This window comes from Pseudomonas sp. RA_15y_Pfl2_54 (assembly GCF_963971015.1).
In the GTDB taxonomy this organism is placed as follows: Bacteria; Pseudomonadota; Gammaproteobacteria; order Pseudomonadales; family Pseudomonadaceae; genus Aquipseudomonas; species Aquipseudomonas baetica_A.
The window spans coordinates 100,400-120,182 of the sequence record NZ_CAXAPN010000001.1 but is presented as its reverse complement, the minus strand read 5'-3'; the positions used below and the strand labels follow the sequence as shown (position 1 = coordinate 120,182).

The window sequence follows — 19,783 nt, the reverse complement described above, 5'->3', positions numbered from 1 at the left end:
ACAATGATCAAACGCAATCTGCTGGTGATGGGCCTCGCCGTCCTGTTGAGCGCCTGTGGTTTCCAGCTGCGCGGTACCGGCACCAACGAACTGGCGATCAAGGAACTCGACCTGAGTGCCCGCAACGCCTACGGCGATACCGTCACGCAACTGCGTCAGGTACTGGAGTCCAGCGGCGTCAAGGTTTACAGCGGCGCGCCGTACAAGCTCTATCTGGCTGACGAGCAGGAAAGCCAGCGCATCCTCAGCTACGCCGGTGCCGGTCGTACGGGCGAGTATCAGGTCAGCACTGTCCTGAGCTACGACATCCGTGGTGACAAAAACCTTTCGCTGCTGAGCGACAAGCTTGAAGTGCAGAAGGTGTTCATTCACGACGGCAACAACCTCGTCGGCTCCGATCAGGAAGCCAACGACGCCCGTCGCGAGACCCGTCGCGAACTGGTTCAGCGCATGATGCTGCGCCTGCAACAGCTGACTCCGGACCAACTGCAGCAACTGCAGCAAGCCGCCAATGACCGGGCCAAGGCAGAAGCCGACGCGCTCGAAGCGGCGCAAAAGGCTGAAGCGCAGACCCCGCGTCAGTCGCCGCTCGAAGTACCGCAGCAGTAAGACGTTCGGGGCGCTCAGGCGCCCCGTTCGACCGATCTTATGAAGCTCGCTCCCGCTCAACTCAGCAAACACCTGCAGGGCTCCCTTGCGCCGGTCTACATCATCAGCGGAGATGACCCGCTGCTGTGTCAGGAAGCCGCCGACGCCATCCGCCGTGCTGCCCGCCAACAAGGTTTTGACGAACGTCAGGTATTTGCCGCCGACGCCAATTTCGATTGGGGCACGTTGTTGCAGGCCGGTGCCAGCATGTCGTTGTTCGCTGAAAAGCGCCTGCTGGAACTGCGCCTGCCATCGGGCAAACCCGGTGACAAGGGCGCGGCTGCGTTCATCGAATACTGCTCGCGTCCCGCTGAAGACACCGTGCTGCTGATCAGCCTGCCCAAGCTCGATGGCAGCGCGCAGAAGACCAAGTGGGGCAAGGCGCTGGTCGAAGGCCAGCAGACCCAGTTCATTCAGATCTGGCCAGTGGATGCCAATCAACTGCCGAGCTGGATTCGTCAGCGCCTGTCTCAGGCCGGATTGTCGGCCAGCCAGGACGCCGTCGAACTGATTGCCGCACGCGTGGAGGGCAACTTGCTCGCCGCCGCGCAGGAAATCGAAAAGCTCAAACTGATGGCCGAAGGTGGGCAAATCACCGTCGAAACGGTGCAAGCCGCTGTCGCGGACAGTGCCCGCTTCGACGTGTTTGGCTTGACCGACGCCGTGCTCAACGGCGAACCGGCTCACGCCTTGCGCATGCTCGAAGGGCTGCGCGGTGAAGGTGTCGAACCGCCCGTGATTCTCTGGGCATTGGCGCGAGAGCTGCGCCTGCTGGCCAATATCTCGCTGCAGTACAGCCAGGGCACGCCGCTGGACAAGTGCTTCAGCCAGGCGAAACCGCCGGTCTGGGACAAGCGCAAACCCTTGATGAGCAAAGCCCTGCAACGCTACTCGGCGCAACGCTGGGCGCAGTTGTTGCTCGAAGCCCAGCGCATCGATGCGCAGATCAAGGGCCAGGCTGCCGGGTCGCCGTGGATGAGCCTGAGCCGATTGGCGTTGTTGATGGCCGGTCAGCGCCTTTCGTTGCCTGCCGAGTAAGTCGTTCAACCGCACAACGGCCCTTCGCGAGCAAGACCGCTCCCACACTTGACTGCATTCTCATAGCGCGAATTCGGTCGAATGTGGGAGCGGGCTTGCTCGCGAAAGCATCAGAACATTCCTACACAACAGAGACTGGACAGACGTCCAACATCGGCAGATTATTCGCCCCGCAACACCCACCCACCGAGAGATCCGTCATGAGCAAAAAGCCATCGAAACATGGCCCGAACAAGGCCAAATCCATTATCGCCCAACCCCTGTTCCGCAGCCGCCAGGAACGACCAACCAAGGGGAAAGGCAGCTACCGCCGCGAAGCCTTCCAGTCTGACAGCTGGGAGGCTTCTTACTTTCTGGCTGCTTGAAACGGATAATCAATTCACCGCCTGATCTTGCGCCTGAAACGCAAACGTCACTCTATCGGCCAGCGTTGCCGGCATTGTTACTTTGATAATAGGCAGCGTTTCACCAGTGAGCTCTTTGAATCGGCGCTGATCCCTCTGGACTTCCGCCAAGCCCGATGTGTTTCCGACAATCACGTAAAAGAACGCCTCAATTGGCAAGACTTTCGCCTGCCCCTTTGCCCATGTCGTCATTTTCACGTCATTGGGTATGTCAAAAGCTCTTGGCGTCACCAGACGTCCTGCCTGCATCCCCTTTACAAAATTGGGGCCCGCCAGCGTATTAGCCGAATCTCTGACATCAAAACTGCATACACCTGCCCTGTTGTGACTAGGAACAGCATGCTTGTTGTAATTCTCTGCCCATTTTTCAGGGGTATTGATGCCTTGGGCAGCGCAGGCAACGGTTGAGGGATAGCCGGAAATCCCGCCACAACCCCGATCACTACGATGATCAGAATCCCCGTCCACGGGAAAGAAGCACAGAACTTCAATCTTGAGTTTGCCTGACGGTGTTTTCAAAACAGGATAGAAAATCAGTCCTTTCTTGTAATTCATGGCCAGTCTTTTCATTTTGTAGTCTGAGCGGACAAACGAAAATGAGGTACCTCCCACCCTTTCAGCGGTGGGGCTAGGATCCCAGACATCAAAGCCGGCTGCAGTGGCCGTTCCACGCAGCAAAATACCACTGCAAAGAAAGGCAGGTCTGGAGTCCACACCATCACATCGAAGAGTGGTGGTATCGCTATAACGCCTCGTCAATTCGGAGGCTACTTCCGGGCCGCTGGTGGCTAACGCTGTAGCAGTCTGTACGCCCAGCTGAGTTTGAACAGGCTCCTGCGAAGGGCCTTTTACAGAGCACCCTGCCAGCAAAAGAAACAGCAGTAAAAGCGCTTTACCTTTCATATGAAATTCCTCGTCAACGTGCGTCAAGAGGCAGTGATCGAGAAATTCAAACCACCACAATCCTGCCGGCATGGGCTATTGAATTGAGGAAAAACACTGCTGAATAGCTGATAGAAATGACAGTTGCGCCCCGCTAATTCAGGGCATATGGTGATTAGCCGGCTAAATAGACCTCGTCCAAATACCTGACCGATAACCGCTTCATTCCGCAGGCATGTTAAGGTCTGCACCTGATTCGTATCCCCTGGAACTGTGCATGCCCTTCAGTCTTTCCCGTCGTTGGCCCGTTCGCCAATTGATCGCCGCCACAAGCTTCATCCTGCTTGTCGCCTGCGCGGAAAAACCCACCGCCGCCGACGCCCAACCTCTTCAAGCCGCCCCTGTCGCCACGGCCCCAGCGATCATCCCGCCGGTAGTGCCGTCCGCCGACCCTCTCGATCTTCAGCCGACCCAGACCTTTGCCGAATGGCAGGCCGGTTTCCGCAAGGATGCGCTGGCCGCCGGGATCCGCGCCGATCTGTTTGATCGCGCGTTTGCCAATGTCAGCTTCGACGCCAGCGTTATTCGCGCCGACCGCAGTCAGCCGGAGTTCTCACGCCCCGTATGGGAATACCTGGACGGCGCGCTGTCGCCGCTGCGAGTGCGAAAAGGCCAAGCGCTGATCAACCAGTACGCCGACATTCTGCAAAGCATCGAACAGCGTTATGGCGTGGATCGTCAGGCGCTGGTGTCGGTGTGGGGGATGGAAAGCAACTTCGGTCAGTTCCAGGGCAGCAAGTCGGTCATCAATTCGTTGGCCACCCTCGCTTACGAAGGCCGTCGGCCGGGCTTTGCCCATGCGCAATTGATCGCCGCCCTGCAGATTCTGCAACAGGGTGATATCACGCCAGAGAAAATGCTCGGTTCATGGGCTGGCGCGATGGGACAGACCCAGTTCATCCCGACCACCTACAACACCCACGCCGTGGATTTCGACGGTGACGGTCGCCGCGACATCTGGGGTAGTCCGGCCGACGCGCTGGCCTCGACTGCACATTACCTGCAAAGCTCCGGCTGGCAGCATGGTCAGCCGTGGGGCTTTGAAGTACAACTCCCAGGCAGCTTCAATTACACGCTCGCTGACGGTGCCATTCGCAAAAGCGTGGCTGAGTGGCGTCAACTGGGCGTGATCATGCCCAATGGTGGTCAAGTGCCCGCAGGTACCGAACAACTGTCTGCCGCCCTGCTGCTGCCGGCCGGCTATCGTGGCCCGGCATTCCTGATCCTCGATAACTTCCGGGCGATCCTCAAGTACAACAACTCGTCGTCCTATGCACTGGCGGTCAGCCTGTTGTCGGAGCGCTTCAGTGGTGGCGGTTTGATCAACGGCACCTGGCCAAAAGATGATCTGCCATTGAGCCGTACCGAGCGGGTTGAGCTGCAAAGCTTGCTGAGTGCGCGCAATTACGATGCCGGTACGGCGGACGGGATCATCGGCGCCAATACCCGCAAGGCGATCCGCAGTGCGCAGCAGGCATTTGGCTGGCCGGCGGACGGGTATCCGACGCACAAGCTGCTTGAGAGCCTTCGTACCCAGTAGTCAGATTTTCGCAAGGCGCATATCGCTTTCGCGAGCAAGCCCGCTCCCACACTTGACTGCATTCTCATAGCGCGAATTCGGTCGAATGTGGGAGCGGGCTTTCTCGCGAAGGCTGATTGACTGGCGGTGCTTATCTACCGACGGACAACCACATCCTGCTCCAGCATCAGTTCTTTTTTCCCCGCATCCAGCCGCACCAAAGCCCCCATCGGTAGCGTCAGGTTCGGATCACAATGCCCGCTGCGCCATCCCGACAACACCGGTATCCGCAATGGTTCGAACGTCTGCTTGAGCAAGCGGTTCAACGCGTCGGTATCCACCCCCGCGACATCACCGACCAGCACACCGCGCAATTTGGCCAGCTTGCCGGCCAGGCGCATCTGCGTGAGCAAGCGGTCGATGCGATACAGCGGTTCGTTGACGTCCTCGATCAGCAGAATCACCCCTTCTACATCGATTTCGTAAGGTGTGCCCAGCGTCGAGGCAATCATCGCCAGATTGCCGCCGAGTAAACGCCCGTGAGCGATGCCGGGTTCGACGGTGGTCAATGGATAGGCCACCGGGTGGCCCAGTACGCTGCCCACCTTCAACTGACCGCGCAGCATGGCGAAGAATGAGGTGACGGTCGGCGGCTCCTTGTCGCCCAGCAGGTCGGCATTGAGCAACGGCCCGTGAAAGGTCACGAACCCGGCGTAGCGGCTGATCGCCAGATGCAGTGCGGTGATGTCGCTGTAGCCGACAAACGGCTTGGCATGACGGCCCAACAGGTCGAAATCAATCCGGTCCAGCAGGCGCGGTGTACCGTAGCCGCCGCGCAAGCAGATGATCGCGTCGACTTCAGGATCGGCGAAAGCGGCGTGCAGGTCGTTGAGGCGCACGTCATCGCTGCCGGCCAGATAGCCGTCCTTCTCGTAGACACCGGGAAATACTTTCAGCGCATAGCCGCGGGCACGCATCCACTGCACAGCCTTGTCAGTGTCCAGTGCGCCGGGGCCGGCAGGGGCAATCACGCCAATCAGCCCTTCGGATGGCAGCGCCGGTACGGGTTTATGCGGAAAAAGGGTGTGGGTCGGTCGAACGGTCATCCATGGTCTCCCTGTGAACTCATACACACAGTAGTCAGGTACAAAGACAAACAAAAGAGTGCGCGGCAGGCCCAAACAAAAATACCCGCCGAGGCGGGTATTTTTTAGACGCTATCAGCGCCGGATCAGGAACCCAGCAGCTCAGCCTTGACCAGCTTCGCCTGCTCGTCAGCGTGGTACGAAGACCGCACCAACGGACCCGACGCAACGTTCTTGAAGCCCATCTTGTAACCTTCTTCGGCGAACCAGGCGAAGGTGTCCGGGTGCACGAAACGCTGCACCGGCAGGTGGCTGCGCGACGGTTGCAGGTACTGGCCCAGGGTCAGCATGTCGATGTCGTGTTCGCGCATGCGCTTCATGACTTCGATGACTTCTTCGTCGGTTTCGCCCAGGCCCAGCATCAGGCCGGATTTGGTCGGGATGTGCGGCATCATCTGCTTGAAGCGTTGCAGCAGGGTCAGCGACCACTGGTAGTCCGAACCCGGGCGTGCGGCCTTGTACAGGCGCGGCACGGTTTCGAGGTTGTGGTTGAACACATCCGGCGGCTCGGCTGCAGTGATCTCAAGGGCGACGTCCATGCGGCCACGGTAATCAGGGACCAGGGTTTCCAGTTGCACGTTCGGCGACAGCTTGCGGATCTCGCGGATGCAGTCGGCAAAGTGCTGGGCACCGCCGTCGCGCAGGTCGTCGCGGTCAACCGAAGTGATCACCACGTACTTGAGCTTCAGGTCGGCGATGGCGATGGCCAGGCTTTGCGGCTCGTTGACGTCCAGTGGTTTCGGACGACCGTGGCCAACGTCGCAGAACGGGCAGCGACGGGTGCAGATGTCACCCATGATCATGAACGTCGCGGTGCCACCGGAGAAGCACTCGCCCAGGTTCGGGCAGGATGCTTCTTCGCAGACACTGTGCAGCTTGTGTTTGCGCAGCAGGCTCTTGATGCGGTCGACTTCCGGGGAAACCGGGATGCGTACACGAATCCAGTCAGGCTTCTTCGGCAGTTCGGTGGTTGGAATGATCTTTACCGGAATGCGTGCAACCTTTTCGGCGCCGCGCAGCTTGACGCCGGCTTCAACCTTGGGACGCGGGGCCGGGCGCTCGGTCACGTCGAGCGTCGGGATCATGGTTTGCACTGCATCAGTAGTCATATCAGTCGATTCCGCCCGTCAGGGTCGTCTGCTCAGCATAGTCGAGGTGTTTGACGAGCTGCGCGCGCAGCCGGGCACTTACCTCGGCAAATTCAATCGATCCTGCGTGATCGCTCAGCTGGGTCATCGCCAGCCCGGCATAGCCGCAGGGATTAATCCGTCGAAACGGTTCCAGGTTCATATCCACGTTCAGAGCCAGGCCATGAAAGGAACAACCGTGGCGGATCCGCAAACCCAGAGAAGCGATTTTCGCGCCATCGACGTACACGCCGGGAGCGTCTGGCTTGGCCGCGGCGGTCACCCCGTAGCTGGCCAGCAGTTCGATCAGGCAAAGCTCCATGCGACTCACCAGATCACGCACGCCGAAACCCAGCTTGCGTACATCCAGCAGCAAGTAAGCCACCAATTGGCCAGGGCCATGATAGGTCACTTGCCCGCCGCGATCGACCTGCACCACCGGGATGTCCCCCGGCAGCAACAAGTGTTCGGCCTTGCCGGCCTGGCCCTGAGTGAACACCGGAGGGTGCTCGACCAGCCAGATTTCGTCAGCGGCATCGCTGCCGCGTTCGTTGGTAAAGCGTTGCATGGCATGCCAGACCGGCTCGTAAGCCATCTGGCCGAGCTCACGAAAGCCCAGCGTGCCAGACATCACAGCACCATGTGCACAAAACCGGTCGCACGCAACTCGCTGTTAATGTCGTACAGCTGTTCTTGACCGGTGGCGATGATGTGCAACTGGATAGTCGTGTATTTGCCGTTGGTGCTTTGACGTTCGTCGATACGCTCATCATTGATGGTCGCGTGCTTTGTGACGATTGCGATGATCTTGTCTTTGTTGCCAACGCCAGTGTCGCTGATCACCTTGATCGGGTAATCAGTCTGGGGAAATTCGATCTTTGGCGCCTTTACTTCGGTATCGGTCATGGCGTAACGGCCTCTTAAGCCGTGGTAACGCGCATGGCCCCGCACCGGATCGGAGCAGGGCCATGCAGGTCAACACTAAATCAGTTGAACAAGCCGTAGAAGAATAGACGGATGCTATCCCACATGCGGCGGAAGATACCACCTTCCTCGACAGCGTCCAGAGCGATCAGGTCGGCGCTGTGCACAACCTTGTCTTCCAGTTTCACTTCGACTTTACCGATCACGTCGCCCTTGGCGATGGGCGCGGTCAGTTGCGGGTTCATGGTCATGCTGGCCGCAAGCTTCTTCAGCTGGCCTTTGGGCAGGGTCATGGTCAGGTCTTCAGCCAGGCCGGCCTTGACTTGATTGGTGGTGCCTTTCCACACCGGGGCCTGAGCCAGTTCGGTGCCTTTCTGATAGAAGGTCTGGGTTTCAAAGAAGCGGAAACCGTAGGTCAGCAGCTTCTGGGTTTCAGCGGCGCGAGCCACTTCGCTGTTGGTGCCGAACACCACGGCGATCAGGCGCTGGCCGTCGCGTACAGCCGAGGACACCATGCAGTAGCCGGCTTCTTCGGTGTGACCGGTTTTCAGACCGTCAACGGTCTTGTCACGCCACAGCAGCAGGTTGCGGTTAGGCTGCTTGATGCCATTCCAGAAGAACTCTTTCTGCGAATAGATCGCATAGTGGGCCGGGTCTTCGTGGATGATCGCGCGAGCCAGGATCGCCATGTCGTGAGCCGACGAATAGTGCTCAGGATTCGGCAGACCGGTCGGGTTCATGAAGTGGGAATTGGTCATGCCCAGTTCTGAAGCGGTTTTGTTCATCAGGTCGGCGAAGGCGTCTTCGCTGCCGGCGATGTGCTCGGACAGCGCCACACTGGCGTCGTTGCCGGACTGAATGATGATGCCGTGCAGCAGGTCGCTGACAGTGACCTGCGAACCCACCTTGATGAACATCCGCGAGCCGCCGGTGCGCCAGGCGTTTTCGCTGACGGTCACCGGATCGTTTTCACCGATCTGGCCGCGACGGATTTCCAGCGTAGCGATGTATGCCGTCATCAGTTTGGTCAGGCTGGCCGGTGGCAGACGCTGATCACCGTTGTTCTCTACCAGCACATTGCCGCTGCTGGCGTCCATCAGGACGTAGGCTTTGGCGGCCAGTTGAGGGGGCGACGGCATCATCTCGGCCGCAAAGGCGGCGGGCGAGAGGAGCAGCGGGACTAGCAGACACAGGCGTTTGGCAAAGGTGGTGATGTTCATCCGTCTCTCGAAATCGCTAATGGAAACTTGCCCTAGGGCAAAACTATTCAGACAGCCTTCTAACGGGCCATCGCGTGTTCAGTTGCTCACTCCAGTCACCCTTGCCGGGCTTTTATTCTTCGACGAGCCAACAACCTGATTCACCCCCAATCGCTGGTGAATCGCAATCAAGTCCTGCGTATTGCTTACTCCGAAACCACACTTGGCGAACCAAGGTTGGCCAGGCGGACGCTGTTCTGTACCTGGGCAATCTCACCCGGCGAACCGATCGGCCCCAGACGTACCCGGTGCAGGGTCTGCTGATTGCGCACGATCGAACTGATGAAAACCGGAGCGCTCACCATCCCGCTGAGCTTCGCCCTCAGGAGCTCTGCAGCGTCCGGGTTGGCGAACGCGCCCACCTGCAGATACTGGCCAGATGCTGGTGCAGAAGCGTTTTTTTTTGCATCGAGCTGAACCGGCACGACGGCCGCGGCGTGTTGCTGCACCGGCGGCGTCCATTGCTCAACGGTGCCGGCCGAGGCCGTGATCACCGGGGCGCTATTTTGCGCGACTTGCGGCTCGTTGAGCATCAAAGGTGCCGGACGGCCCTTGGCAGCCCACCATTGTTGCGGATCAATGCCTTCGACCTTGACCCGCGCGGTGCCGATTTCGGCGTACCCCAGCTTCTTGGCGGCAGCGTAGGACAAATCGATGATGCGGTCGGAGTAGAACGGGCCGCGATCGTTGACCCGCAGAATCACGCTCTTGTTGTTGTCCAGATTGGTCACCCGAACGTAACTTGGCAGTGGCAAGGTCTTGTGGGCGGCACTCATGCCGTACAGGTCATAGACCTCGCCGTTGGCGGTGTTCTGGCCATGGAACTTGGTGCCATACCAGGACGCTGTGCCAGAAGCGACATACGACTTCGATTCTTGCAACGGGAAATAGGTTTTTCCCAGCACCGTGTAAGGGTTGGCCTTGTACGGGCCGGTGTGCAGGGTCGGCGTGGCATCCGGGATGCGCGAGACATCGACGTCCCACCAAGGCGCGCCGTCTTTGTGCGCCCGGTTGATATCCAGACCCGGCTGCGCGCGCACAGCGGTAGACGATGTCTTTTGAGTCGGTGAACGGCTGGTCGAACAACTGGCGACCAGCACCGCCAACGCAGTGAATGCCACCAGTTTCAGGGGTTTGTTGATAGGCAATGCCCGCATTACTTGACGCCCCGTGCTTTTACCAGCTGTTCAGACAGTTGATGTACGGCCATGGCGTACATCACGCTGCGGTTATAACGCGTGATCGCGTAAAAATTCTTCAGGCCCATCCAGTATTCAGGGCCGTTTTCGCCTTCGAGACGAAATGCAGTGACTGGCATGTCATCGCGCAGCGCATCATGACTCGACCAGCCCAGCGCTCGCAACTCCCCAACGGTTTTCGTCGGCTCGATACCGGTGGTCAGGCCTTCATCGACCTGCTCGCCACGTACGTCTGCACGGCTGACCACTGGCTCGCCAGCGACCCAACCGTGACGCTTGAAATAACTCGCGACGCTGCCGATCGCATCATCCGGATTGGTCCAGATATTGATGTGACCGTCACCGTCGAAATCCACCGCATAGGCGCGAAAGCTGCTCGGCATGAACTGCGGCAGGCCCATGGCGCCTGCGTAAGAGCCTTTCAGGGTCAATGGATCGACCTGCTCTTCACGCGCCAGCAGCAGGAACTCACGCAGTTCCTTGCGGAAAAATTCGGCACGGGGAGGATAGTCGAATCCGAGCGTGGACAAGGCGTCGATCACCCGGAAATTACCGGTATTACGTCCGAAAAAGGTTTCAACGCCAATGATCGACACGATGACTTGTGCCGGCACGCCGTACTCCTGTTCGGCACGGGCCAGCGTCGCCTCATGCTGACGCCAGAAGTCGACACCACGGGCGATACGTGCGTCCGTGATGAACATCGGACGGTATTCTTTCCATTGTTTGACTCGCTCGGCGGGACGGGAGATGGCGTCGAGAATCGACTGCTTGCGCTGCGCCTCGCGAAACACACCCATCAGTTGCTCACCGGCAAAGCCGTAGTCGCGGGTCATTTCACCGACGAATTCGGCCACCTGCGGCGAGCCTTCGTATTCGCCGGCCAGCGCGTCCTGCACGCTACCGAGGATGCCTACCAGGCCAACCCACGGCGCGCATCGAGTCGCCCAGCCACGCATTACTTGCATTGAAATCTTCACCTTATTCAAACCTGCGCGATCCACTTGCGATGGGTATGGATCGACATCAAAACCCCAAACGCTGACAGCAATGTCACCAGCGAAGTTCCTCCGTAGCTAATGAACGGCAACGGCACCCCTACAACCGGTAACAGGCCACTGACCATACCGATGTTGACGAAAACGTAAACAAAAAACGTCATGGTCAATGCACCGGCGAGCAATTTGCCGAACAATGTTTGTGCCTGTGCCGTGATCACCAGCCCCCGACCAATCAACAAAAGATAGATCAGCAGCAGCACGCAAATGCCCACCAGGCCGAACTCTTCGCCAAGTACTGCAATGATGAAGTCGGTGTGACTTTCAGGCAGGAAGTCCAGATGCGATTGGGTGCCGAGCAGCCATCCCTTGCCGAACACGCCGCCGGAACCGATCGCCGCTTTCGACTGAATGATGTTCCAGCCCGTACCGAGCGGATCGCTTTCCGGGTCAAGGAACGTCAGGATTCGTTGCTTCTGGTAGTCGTGCATGATGAAAAACCACATGGCGACCGCCACGGGTACGGCGGCGGCCAATACGCTGAGAATCCAGCGCCAGCGCAACCCGCCCATGAACAGCACGAACGCTCCGCCCGCCAGAATCAGCAGCGAAGTACCGAGGTCCGGCTGACGCACGATCAGAATGAACGGCACACCGATCAGCATCAAACTGATGCCGACATGCTTGAGTTGTGGCGGCAATGTCCGTTTCGACAGATACCAGGCGATGGTCGCCGGCATGAGGATTTTCATGAACTCGGAGGGCTGGAAGCGGATCACCCCGGGAATGTTGATCCAGCGTGTCGCGCCCATGGCGTTGTGGCCCATGATGTCCACCACCATCAGCAGCACCACCCCGATCACATAGCCGAGCGGCACCCAACGGGCCATGAAGCGCGGTTCGAACTGGGCGATGACGATCATCGACACCAGACCGATGCCGAACGAAGTGGCCTGTTTGGCCAGCAGATCCCAGTTCTTGCCGCTGGCCGAATACAGCACGAACAGGCTGCCGGCGGCGAGAATCAGCAACAGGATCAACAAAGGGCCATCGATATGCAGTTTTTGCAGCAACGTCGCGCGGCGACGCATCACATCCTCGCTGGAGAGCATGCGATCAAAGTTATTCATCACGGGCCGTAGCCTCCGCACTGATTGGACTGGCGTATTCGGCCTTCAAATGTCCGTCCTGATCCAGCAACCAGGCGTCCATGACCTGACGCACGACGGGCGCGGCAACACCGGAGCCGGACTCACCGTTCTCAACCATCACCGACACGACGATTCGTGGATCGTCGGCCGGGGCGAAACCGACGAACAACGCGTGGTCGCGATGGCGCTCCTGAACCTTGGAGCGGTCGTACTTCTCGCCCTGCTTGATCGCGACCACCTGAGCGGTACCCGATTTGCCGGCGATCCGGTATTGCGCACCGATTGCCGCTTTGCGCGCGGTGCCCCGGGCACCGTGCATCACCTGCTGCATGCCGTGGTTGACCTTGTTCCAGTCCGACGGGTCACGCAGGATAATGTCCGGCATCGGGTTTTCGTCCACCGGTTTCACCCCTTCGAGGGTTTTGGCCAGGTGCGGCCGGTTCCACACGCCTTTGTTCGCTACCAGCGCCGTGGCTTGGGCCAACTGAAGCGGCGTCGCTTGCATATAGCCCTGGCCGATCCCCAGGATCAGCGTCTCGCCCGGGAACCACGCCTGCTTGCGTGTCGCCCGCTTCCACTCACGCGAAGGCATCAGGCCTGGGGATTCTTCGAACATGTCCAGCGAGACCTTCTTGCCGATGCCGAACTTGTTCATGTAAGCCGACAGCCGATCAATGCCCAGCTTATGGGCCAAGTCATAGAAGTAGGTGTCGTTGGACCGCATGATCGCTGTGTCGAGGTCGACGAAGCCGTCACCGGTGCGGTTCCAGTTGCGGTATTTGTGATCGTAGTTGGGCAGCATGTAGTAACCCGGGTCGAACACCCGGCTCGACGCCGTCACAACCCCTGAATCGAGGCCGGCAATCGCCACCGCCGGTTTGATCGTCGAGCCCGGCGGGTACAGACCGCGCAGCACGCGGTTGAACAGAGGCCGGTCAATGGAATCACGCAACTCGGCGTATGCCTTGAAGCTGATCCCGGTCACGAACAGGTTCGGGTCAAAACTCGGCTGACTGACCATCGCCAGCACTTCGCCAGTTCTCGGATCGAGCGCGACCACCGCACCGCGACGTCCGCCCAATGCCGCCTCGGCCGCTTCCTGCAACTTGATGTCCAGGCTCAGAACGATGTCCTTGCCGGGAATCGGATCGGTCCGCTTGAGCACACGCAAGACGCGGCCACGGGCGTTGGTCTCGACTTCCTCGTAACCCACCTGACCGTGTAACTCCGGCTCGTAGAAACGCTCGATGCCGGTCTTGCCGATGTGATGGGTGCCGCTGTAGTTGACCGGGTCGAGGCTTTTGAGTTCTTTCTCGTTGATCCGCCCCATGTAACCCACCGAGTGCGCAAAATGCGCGCCCTGCGGGTAGTGACGGACCAGTTGCGCAATCACTTCCACGCCCGGCAGACGGAACTGGTTCACGGCGATGCGGGCGATCTGCTCCTCCGTCAATTCGAACAGGATCGGTACCGGCTCGAACGGCCGACGCCCCTGACGCATGCGCTTCTCGAAGATCACCCGGTCTTCGGGCGTCAGCCCTAGCACTTCGACGATCACGTCGAGCACTTGCTGCCAGTCGCCGGAGCGCTCGCGGGTCATGCTCAGACTGAAGCTTGGCCGGTTGTCGGCCACCACGACGCCATTGCGGTCGAAAATCAGCCCACGCGTCGGCGGGATCGGCTGCACATGGACGCGGTTGTTCTCCGAGAGGGTCGAGTGGTACTCGTACTGGATCACCTGCAAGAAATAAAGCCGTGCGATTAGCACACAGATCAGCGCCACCACCACAACGGCCCCGAATATGACGCGGCTACGCACCAGGCGTGCGTCTTTTTCGTGGTCCTTGATGCGGATCGGCTGAGACATGAGGGCAGGCTTACTTGTGGTAAGGGTGACCGGACAGCACGGTCCAGGCACGGTACAACTGTTCGCCGATCAGAATCCGCACCAGCGGATGCGGCAGCGTCAGCGGTGACAACGACCAGCGTTGATCGGCACGAGCACAGACTTGCGGCGCCAGCCCTTCCGGGCCACCAACCATGAAATTGACCGTGCGCGAATCCAGCCGCCAACGGTCGAGTTCGACCGCCAGTTGCTCGGTACTCCAGGGTTTGCCGTGGACTTCCAGCGTGACGATCCGCTCGTTCTGCCCGACCTTGGCCAGCATGGCTTCGCCTTCCTGGCGGATGAAACGAGCCACGTCAGCATTCTTGCCACGGGTATTGAGCGGTATTTCCACCAGTTCCAGCGCCAGCTCGGACGGAAGACGCTTGGCATATTCATGCCAGCCTTCTTCCACCCACTTGGGCATGCGTGAACCGACGGCGATCAGTCGCAGTCGCACAGCGATCCCTTAGAGCTGGTCTTTGTTGAGCTTGGTGAAATGCTCGTGGGTGTTTTCCGGGCTGTGGTGTTTGGCGTCGGCCGCGCGGCTTTGCTCGGCACCGGCCCACAGGCGTTCCAGGTCGTAGAACTGACGCGCCGAGGCGGTCATCATGTGCACGATCACCAGGTCCAGGTCGAGCAGCACCCAGTCGCTGTCGCCCTTGCCTTCTTCGCCCAGCGGCTTGGCGCCCTGCTTTTTGACTTCTTCGCGAACCTTATCCAGCATCGCGTTGATCTGGCGATTGGAAGTACCGGTGGCGATGATCATGTAGTCAGTGATGCTCTGCTTGTCGCGAACATCGATGATCTGGATATCTTGCGCCTTGACGTCTTCCAGTGCAGCCACGGCCAGCTTGACCAGGTCGTCACCTTTCAGCGGCTCGTTGGTGTTGACCGGCTCTGGCAGCGGGGCGCTCTTGAATGTGCCTTTGCGCTTTACTTTGGTTTGGTCTTTGTCAGTCATATAAAACTCGTTTTGCTCATGTATTCGGCGGCTTGGCGACACGGTGATCCGTATCAGTGAAGCACGCCTTGTTCAGTTCGACGCACGGTAAAGACCGTGCGCATCGATGTAGGCCAGGACCGCGTCGGGCACCAGGAAACGTACCGACTTACCGCTGGCCAGCAGTTGACGGATCTGGGTGGCGGAAACCGCGAGCGGTGTCTGCCAGACGAATGCAATCTGTCCGCTCGGCCCTTTCAGGGCCAGCGGGTCGCTCACCGAACGCGCTGCCAGCAGGTTGCGCAAGGCATCCGGCGGTTCGCTGTCGGCGTCCGGGCGCTGTAGCACCAGGATGTGGCAATGCTGGAGCAACTCTTCCCAGCGATGCCAAGTGGGCAGGCCGCAAAATGCGTCCCAGCCCAAAAGCAGAAAAACCTGGGTCTCGGCGGCCATTTCGGCACGCATCAACTCCAGGGTATCAATGGTCCAGGACGGTTTGTCCCGCTGCAATTCGCGGGCGTCCACCACCAGCGGCGGCACTCCGGCCACCGCGCACTCGACCATCGCCAAGCGATCCTGCGCCGACACCTGCGGTGTATCGCGATGCGGCGGTCGCGCGCTCGGCGTCAGACGCAACTCATCCAGTGCCAGCGTTTCGGCCACTTCCAGCGCGCCGCGCAAATGGCCAATGTGCACCGGATCGAAGGTGCCGCCCAATATGCCAATGCGCAGTGGGCGGGGCTCGCTGCCCGATGGCGTCGCTGTCAGGTCGAGGTCGGCCAAGTCAGACCGTCGCCTGGCCGCGTAACTGGCCATCACCGACCACGATGTACTTCTCGCAGGTCAGCCCCTCAAGACCCACCGGGCCGCGGGCGTGCAGCTTATCAGTAGAAATGCCGATCTCGGCACCCAATCCGTATTCAAATCCATCGGCGAAGCAGGTCGGCGTGTTGATCATCACCGACGCCGAATCGACTTCAGCCACAAACCGCCGCGTGTCTGCGAGGTTTTCGCTGACGATCGAGTCGGTGTGATGGGAGCCGTAATGGTTGATGTGTTCAATGGCCTGATCGAGACCGTCGACCACACGGATCGACAGGATTGGCGCCAGATACTCGGTGTTCCAGTCGTCTTCACTGGCCGGCACGGCGTCGATGATCGCCCGGGTGCACTCGCAACCACGCAGTTCGACGCCTTTTTCGCGGAACTGGGCAGCCATCGATGGCAGGAAATCCTTGGCAACGGTTTGATCGACCAGCAAGGTCTCCATCGCGCCGCAAATGCCATACCGATAGGTCTTGGCGTTGAAGGCGATGCGCTGGGCTTTGTCCAGGTCGGCGTGTTCGCTGACATAGACGTGGCAGATGCCGTCCAGATGCTTGATCACCGGCACGCGAGCATCGCGACTGATGCGTTCGATCAGACCACGGCCGCCGCGCGGCACGATCACGTCGACGTACTCGGGCATGGTGATCATCGCGCCAACGGCAGCACGGTCAGTGGTTTCGACCACTTGCACCACCGCTGCCGGCAATTGCGCCTCGGCCAGACCACGCTGGATGCATGCGGCAATCGCACGGTTGGAATGAATCGCTTCGGAGCCACCGCGCAAAATGGTCGCATTACCCGATTTCAGGCACAGACTGGCGGCATCGATGGTCACGTTGGGGCGCGATTCGTAGATGATCCCGATCACGCCCAGCGGCACGCGCATCTTGCCGACCTGAATGCCCGACGGGCGAAAGCTCATGTCACGGATGGCGCCGACCGGGTCTGGCAGCGCGGCAACCTGACGCAGGCCGACGATCATGCCGTCAATGCGCGCCGGGGTGAGTTCCAGGCGCTCCAGCAATGCGGGCTCCAGACCATTGGCGCGACCGGCAGCCAGATCCTGTTCGTTGGCTGCCGCCAGCTCGGCGCGTGCGGCGTCCAAAGCATTGGCAGCAGCCTGCAGGGCGCGGTTTTTCTGCGCGGTGCTGGCACGGCCGATGACCCGGGAAGCCTCGCGGGCGGCGCGACCCAATCGGGTCATGTAGTCAAGAACGGACTCAGTCATGGTCTGCTGGGGTCTTGGCGAAGAGGAAAGCGGCAGATTATAGCTGTCGCATCCCGGGACTAACAGCGGTGACGGGCGGATGGTCGAAATGAACAGTGATTGGCCGATGTTCAGGCGTAATTAAGCCTTGGATTGTTATCATCACGACCTCCTCCGCCTGGATAAATATCGCCTGCCATGCCCAACCAGACCGTTCGCACCCGCGCCGGACACCTGCTGCAGGGACTCCCGGACGCTTTTTTCGACCGCGATGCCCAAACACTGGCCAAGGATCTGCTCGGCAAAGTCATCCGCCATCGCGTTGCTGATTTGTGGCTCAGCGCGCGCATCATCGAAACCGAAGCGTATTACTGCGCGGAAAAAGGCAGTCATGCATCGCTCGGCTACACAGAAAAGCGTAAGGCTTTGTTTCTGGATGGCGGGCACATTTATATGTATTACGCACGCGGCGGCGATTCGCTGAACTTCAGCGCGCAAGGGCCGGGCAATGCGGTGTTGATCAAGTCGGCCTATCCGTGGGTCGATGAGATCAGTGGCCCGGCGAGTCTGGCGCAGATGCTGCTGAACAACCCTGATGCTCAGGGTCAGGCGCGACCGTCGCAAAAGCTCTGCGCCGGACAGACGTTGCTGTGCAAAGCGCTGGGATTGAAGGTGCCAGTGTGGGACGCCAAGCGTTTCGATCATCAGTTGCTGCTCGTTGAGGACACGGGGCCTGCGCCCTCGCACGTTATTCAAACCACGAGATTGGGCATTCCTCATGGCCGTGACGAACACCTGATGTACCGTTTCGTCGACGCGACCTATGCGCAATGGTGCACGCGCAACCCGCTGCGACGGGGTCAGGTCGAAGGCCGGGATTATTTTGTATTGCCCTGAACACGCTCCCGCATTGAGCGGTGTGCCGTTGAAGGTTAAGCGCCCCATGGGCTATTTGAAGATTTGATGGAGTTTGTCTGTATGGGCCCATGGCTCGATAGCGTGACCGGTTGGCTGGCGGCCAATCCACAGTGGCTGGCCGCAGCGGTGTTCATTGTTGCCTTTGCCGAATGCCTGGCGATTGTCGGGCTGATCGTGCCCGGCACGGTGTTGCTGTTTGCCGTGACCGTGCTGGCCGGCAGCGGCGCGCTGTCGTTGAGCGAAACCCTGTTGCTGGGTTTCCTCGGCGGGATATTCGGTGATCTGGTTTCGTACTTCCTCGGCCGACACTTTCATCAGAACATCCGGCGACTGCCCGGACTGCGCCATCACCCGGAATGGATGGCCGGCGCCGAAACCTATTTTCAGCGCTACGGCATCGCCAGCCTGCTGGTCGGACGCTTCATCGGCCCGTTGCGGCCCATGCTGCCGATGGTCGCCGGGATGTGCGACATGCCCTTCCCGCGCTTCGCCGCCGTCAGCCTTCTGGCCGCCGCCGGCTGGAGTCTGGCCTACCTGCTGCCAGGCTGGGCCACCGGAGCAGCGATCCGCCTGCCATTGCCCGAAGGGTTCTGGCTTGAGGCCGGGATTGTCGCCGGCTGTATCGCAGCCGTGGTCGGCCTCAGTGTGAACAGCAGCCTGCGCCGGCATCGCAGCGCAACGATCTGGATCAGCAGCATGAACCTGTTGATTCTGATCGGCCTGTTCATCGGCTATCCGCACCTGACAGCCCTCGACCAAGGCGTGATGACGCTGGTGCAGGAGCATCGTCAACCCGTGCTGGATGAAGTCGCGGTCACGCTCACCCTGATCGGCGAGTTCCGCAACATGCTGATGTTCAGCATCCTGCTGACCGTCCTGCTGTTGCTTTGTCGGCAGTGGCGTCAGGCGATTTTCGTCGGCAGCACCCTTCTCTGCACCGCCCTGGCCAACACCGCGACCAAACAGTTTTTCGCCCGGGTACGCCCGGACGTGCTGACCGACCCGCTTACCAGTTACAGCATGCCCAGCGGCCACGCCTCGGGATCGTTCGCCTTGTTCCTGGCTCTGGCCGTCCTCGCCGGACGCGGGCAGCCGTCACGCATGCGCCTGACGTGGCTGATGATCGCCTGCATTCCGGCCTTGGCAATTGCTCTGTCGCGCGTCTATCTGGGAGCGCACTGGCCGACGGATATTCTCGCCGGCGCCATGCTGGCCGCTGGCGTGTGTGCGGCGAGCCTGTGGCTGAGCCAACGCAAATTACCGCTCAATGCAATGCCGGTAAAAGTCTGGTGGCTGATTCTGCCGGCCATGGTGACACTGTTCGGTTTTTTCGTACTGCGTCATTTGCCACATACACTGTTGCGCTACGCCTACTAATAAATCGATTTACAACTATCACGCCCTCCGCACTGCTCTTTAAGGAAACTTCCGACGAGAGCAGTGTTATCCCCCTACTCCAACTTACCGACGCCAAGTAAATATTCTTGATTCACAGCGCAAGAACAGCGTCATACTTCGAATCCAACAATCAAAGTTACATATTTTGCTTGAGAGCAAGGCCGTGGCGCCTTTCATATCTGTGGAATTCAGTTAAATTCGACTCAGCAACTTATTCACCAACAACCACCCGCATTTTTTATCAATAAAA

At 59.7% G+C, this 19,783-nt stretch carries 20 protein-coding genes; 6 read left to right on the top strand and 14 right to left on the bottom strand.

Annotated features, from left to right (window positions below; genetic code table 11):
- Positions 1 to 3: 3 nt before the first annotated feature.
- The 3 genes from AACY50_RS00645 (at position 4) to arfA (ending at position 2,051) form a co-directional block, all read left to right on the top strand.
- Positions 4 to 609: an LPS-assembly lipoprotein LptE gene (locus AACY50_RS00645; protein WP_221730181.1), complete on the top strand. Its 606-nt coding sequence runs from the start codon at positions 4 to 6 to the stop codon at positions 607 to 609.
- A gap of 39 nt (positions 610 to 648) precedes the next feature.
- The gene (holA, locus tag AACY50_RS00640) at positions 649 to 1,686 is read left to right on the top strand and encodes a DNA polymerase III subunit delta (RefSeq protein WP_339464722.1); all 1,038 of its coding nucleotides are present in this window, start codon (positions 649 to 651) and stop codon (positions 1,684 to 1,686) included.
- 200 nt (positions 1,687 to 1,886) lie between these two features.
- Positions 1,887 to 2,051: an alternative ribosome rescue factor ArfA gene (gene arfA / locus AACY50_RS00635; protein WP_003228536.1), complete on the top strand. Its 165-nt coding sequence runs from the start codon at positions 1,887 to 1,889 to the stop codon at positions 2,049 to 2,051.
- A gap of 9 nt (positions 2,052 to 2,060) precedes the next feature.
- On the opposite strand, the gene AACY50_RS00630 is transcribed toward arfA, so the two are convergent.
- Positions 2,061 to 2,993 (bottom strand): hypothetical protein, encoded by a 933-nt coding sequence (locus AACY50_RS00630; RefSeq protein WP_339431353.1) that lies wholly within the window; start codon positions 2,991 to 2,993, stop codon positions 2,061 to 2,063.
- A gap of 256 nt (positions 2,994 to 3,249) precedes the next feature.
- Here AACY50_RS00630 and AACY50_RS00625 point away from each other — a divergent pair, with 256 nt between their 5' ends.
- Entirely contained in the window at positions 3,250 to 4,572 is a 1,323-nt protein-coding gene (locus AACY50_RS00625; RefSeq protein WP_339464724.1) for a lytic murein transglycosylase, read from the top strand.
- Positions 4,573 to 4,706: 134 nt separating this feature from the next.
- On the opposite strand, the gene AACY50_RS00620 is transcribed toward AACY50_RS00625, so the two are convergent.
- From AACY50_RS00620 to AACY50_RS00560, 13 genes are all read right to left on the bottom strand, one after another.
- A complete protein-coding gene (locus AACY50_RS00620; RefSeq protein WP_339431351.1) occupies positions 4,707 to 5,657 on the bottom strand; it encodes a S66 peptidase family protein in 951 nt (316 codons plus the stop codon).
- 125 nt (positions 5,658 to 5,782) lie between these two features.
- Positions 5,783 to 6,781, bottom strand: coding sequence for a lipoyl synthase (gene lipA, locus AACY50_RS00615; protein ID WP_167394918.1), 999 nt, complete (start codon positions 6,779 to 6,781; stop codon positions 5,783 to 5,785).
- A 25-nt stretch (positions 6,782 to 6,806) separates the two neighbouring features.
- Positions 6,807 to 7,454, bottom strand: a complete 648-nt coding sequence (gene lipB / locus AACY50_RS00610; RefSeq protein ID WP_038361904.1) for a lipoyl(octanoyl) transferase LipB — start codon at positions 7,452 to 7,454, stop codon at positions 6,807 to 6,809.
- Positions 7,454 to 7,729 carry a DUF493 domain-containing protein gene (locus tag AACY50_RS00605; protein ID WP_221730186.1) on the bottom strand — a complete coding sequence of 92 codons (276 nt, stop codon included), beginning with the start codon at positions 7,727 to 7,729 and terminating at the stop codon, positions 7,454 to 7,456. Before AACY50_RS00605 ends, lipB begins: the two co-directional genes overlap by 1 nt.
- Before the next feature lie 80 nt (positions 7,730 to 7,809).
- Positions 7,810 to 8,967 (bottom strand): D-alanyl-D-alanine carboxypeptidase family protein, encoded by a 1,158-nt coding sequence (locus tag AACY50_RS00600; protein ID WP_221730187.1) that lies wholly within the window; start codon positions 8,965 to 8,967, stop codon positions 7,810 to 7,812.
- Between the two features lie 185 nt (positions 8,968 to 9,152).
- A complete protein-coding gene (locus AACY50_RS00595) occupies positions 9,153 to 10,163 on the bottom strand; it encodes a septal ring lytic transglycosylase RlpA family protein (protein WP_339431350.1) in 1,011 nt (336 codons plus the stop codon).
- Positions 10,163 to 11,173 (bottom strand): lytic murein transglycosylase B, encoded by a 1,011-nt coding sequence (mltB, locus tag AACY50_RS00590; RefSeq protein WP_339464725.1) that lies wholly within the window; start codon positions 11,171 to 11,173, stop codon positions 10,163 to 10,165. Before mltB ends, AACY50_RS00595 begins: the two co-directional genes overlap by 1 nt.
- A 17-nt stretch (positions 11,174 to 11,190) precedes the next feature.
- Positions 11,191 to 12,294 (bottom strand): rod shape-determining protein RodA, encoded by a 1,104-nt coding sequence (rodA, locus tag AACY50_RS00585; protein WP_221730279.1) that lies wholly within the window; start codon positions 12,292 to 12,294, stop codon positions 11,191 to 11,193.
- A gap of 31 nt (positions 12,295 to 12,325) precedes the next feature.
- The gene (gene mrdA / locus AACY50_RS00580; protein WP_339431348.1) at positions 12,326 to 14,221 is read right to left on the bottom strand and encodes a penicillin-binding protein 2; all 1,896 of its coding nucleotides are present in this window, start codon (positions 14,219 to 14,221) and stop codon (positions 12,326 to 12,328) included.
- 10 nt (positions 14,222 to 14,231) lie between these two features.
- Positions 14,232 to 14,699: a 23S rRNA (pseudouridine(1915)-N(3))-methyltransferase RlmH gene (gene rlmH / locus AACY50_RS00575; protein WP_339431347.1), complete on the bottom strand. Its 468-nt coding sequence runs from the start codon at positions 14,697 to 14,699 to the stop codon at positions 14,232 to 14,234.
- A gap of 9 nt (positions 14,700 to 14,708) precedes the next feature.
- On the bottom strand, positions 14,709 to 15,203 hold the full coding sequence (gene rsfS / locus AACY50_RS00570; protein WP_187678819.1) for a ribosome silencing factor: 495 nt from the start codon (positions 15,201 to 15,203) through the stop codon (positions 14,709 to 14,711).
- 72 nt (positions 15,204 to 15,275) lie between these two features.
- Positions 15,276 to 15,998 carry a nicotinate-nucleotide adenylyltransferase gene (nadD, locus tag AACY50_RS00565; protein ID WP_339431346.1) on the bottom strand — a complete coding sequence of 241 codons (723 nt, stop codon included), beginning with the start codon at positions 15,996 to 15,998 and terminating at the stop codon, positions 15,276 to 15,278.
- Complete coding sequence (locus tag AACY50_RS00560; protein ID WP_339431345.1) at positions 15,967 to 17,238, bottom strand: glutamate-5-semialdehyde dehydrogenase; 1,272 nt, start codon at positions 17,236 to 17,238, stop codon at positions 15,967 to 15,969. The genes nadD and AACY50_RS00560 overlap by 32 nt, the downstream gene beginning before the upstream one ends.
- A 177-nt stretch (positions 17,239 to 17,415) precedes the next feature.
- On the opposite strand from AACY50_RS00560, the gene AACY50_RS00555 reads away from it, so the two are divergent.
- Both AACY50_RS00555 and AACY50_RS00550 read left to right on the top strand, forming a co-directional pair.
- On the top strand, positions 17,416 to 18,114 hold the full coding sequence (locus tag AACY50_RS00555) for a DNA-3-methyladenine glycosylase (protein WP_339464726.1): 699 nt from the start codon (positions 17,416 to 17,418) through the stop codon (positions 18,112 to 18,114).
- Between the two features lie 81 nt (positions 18,115 to 18,195).
- Entirely contained in the window at positions 18,196 to 19,512 is a 1,317-nt protein-coding gene (locus AACY50_RS00550; protein WP_339538034.1) for a bifunctional DedA family/phosphatase PAP2 family protein, read from the top strand.
- Positions 19,513 to 19,783: the final 271 nt, after the last annotated feature.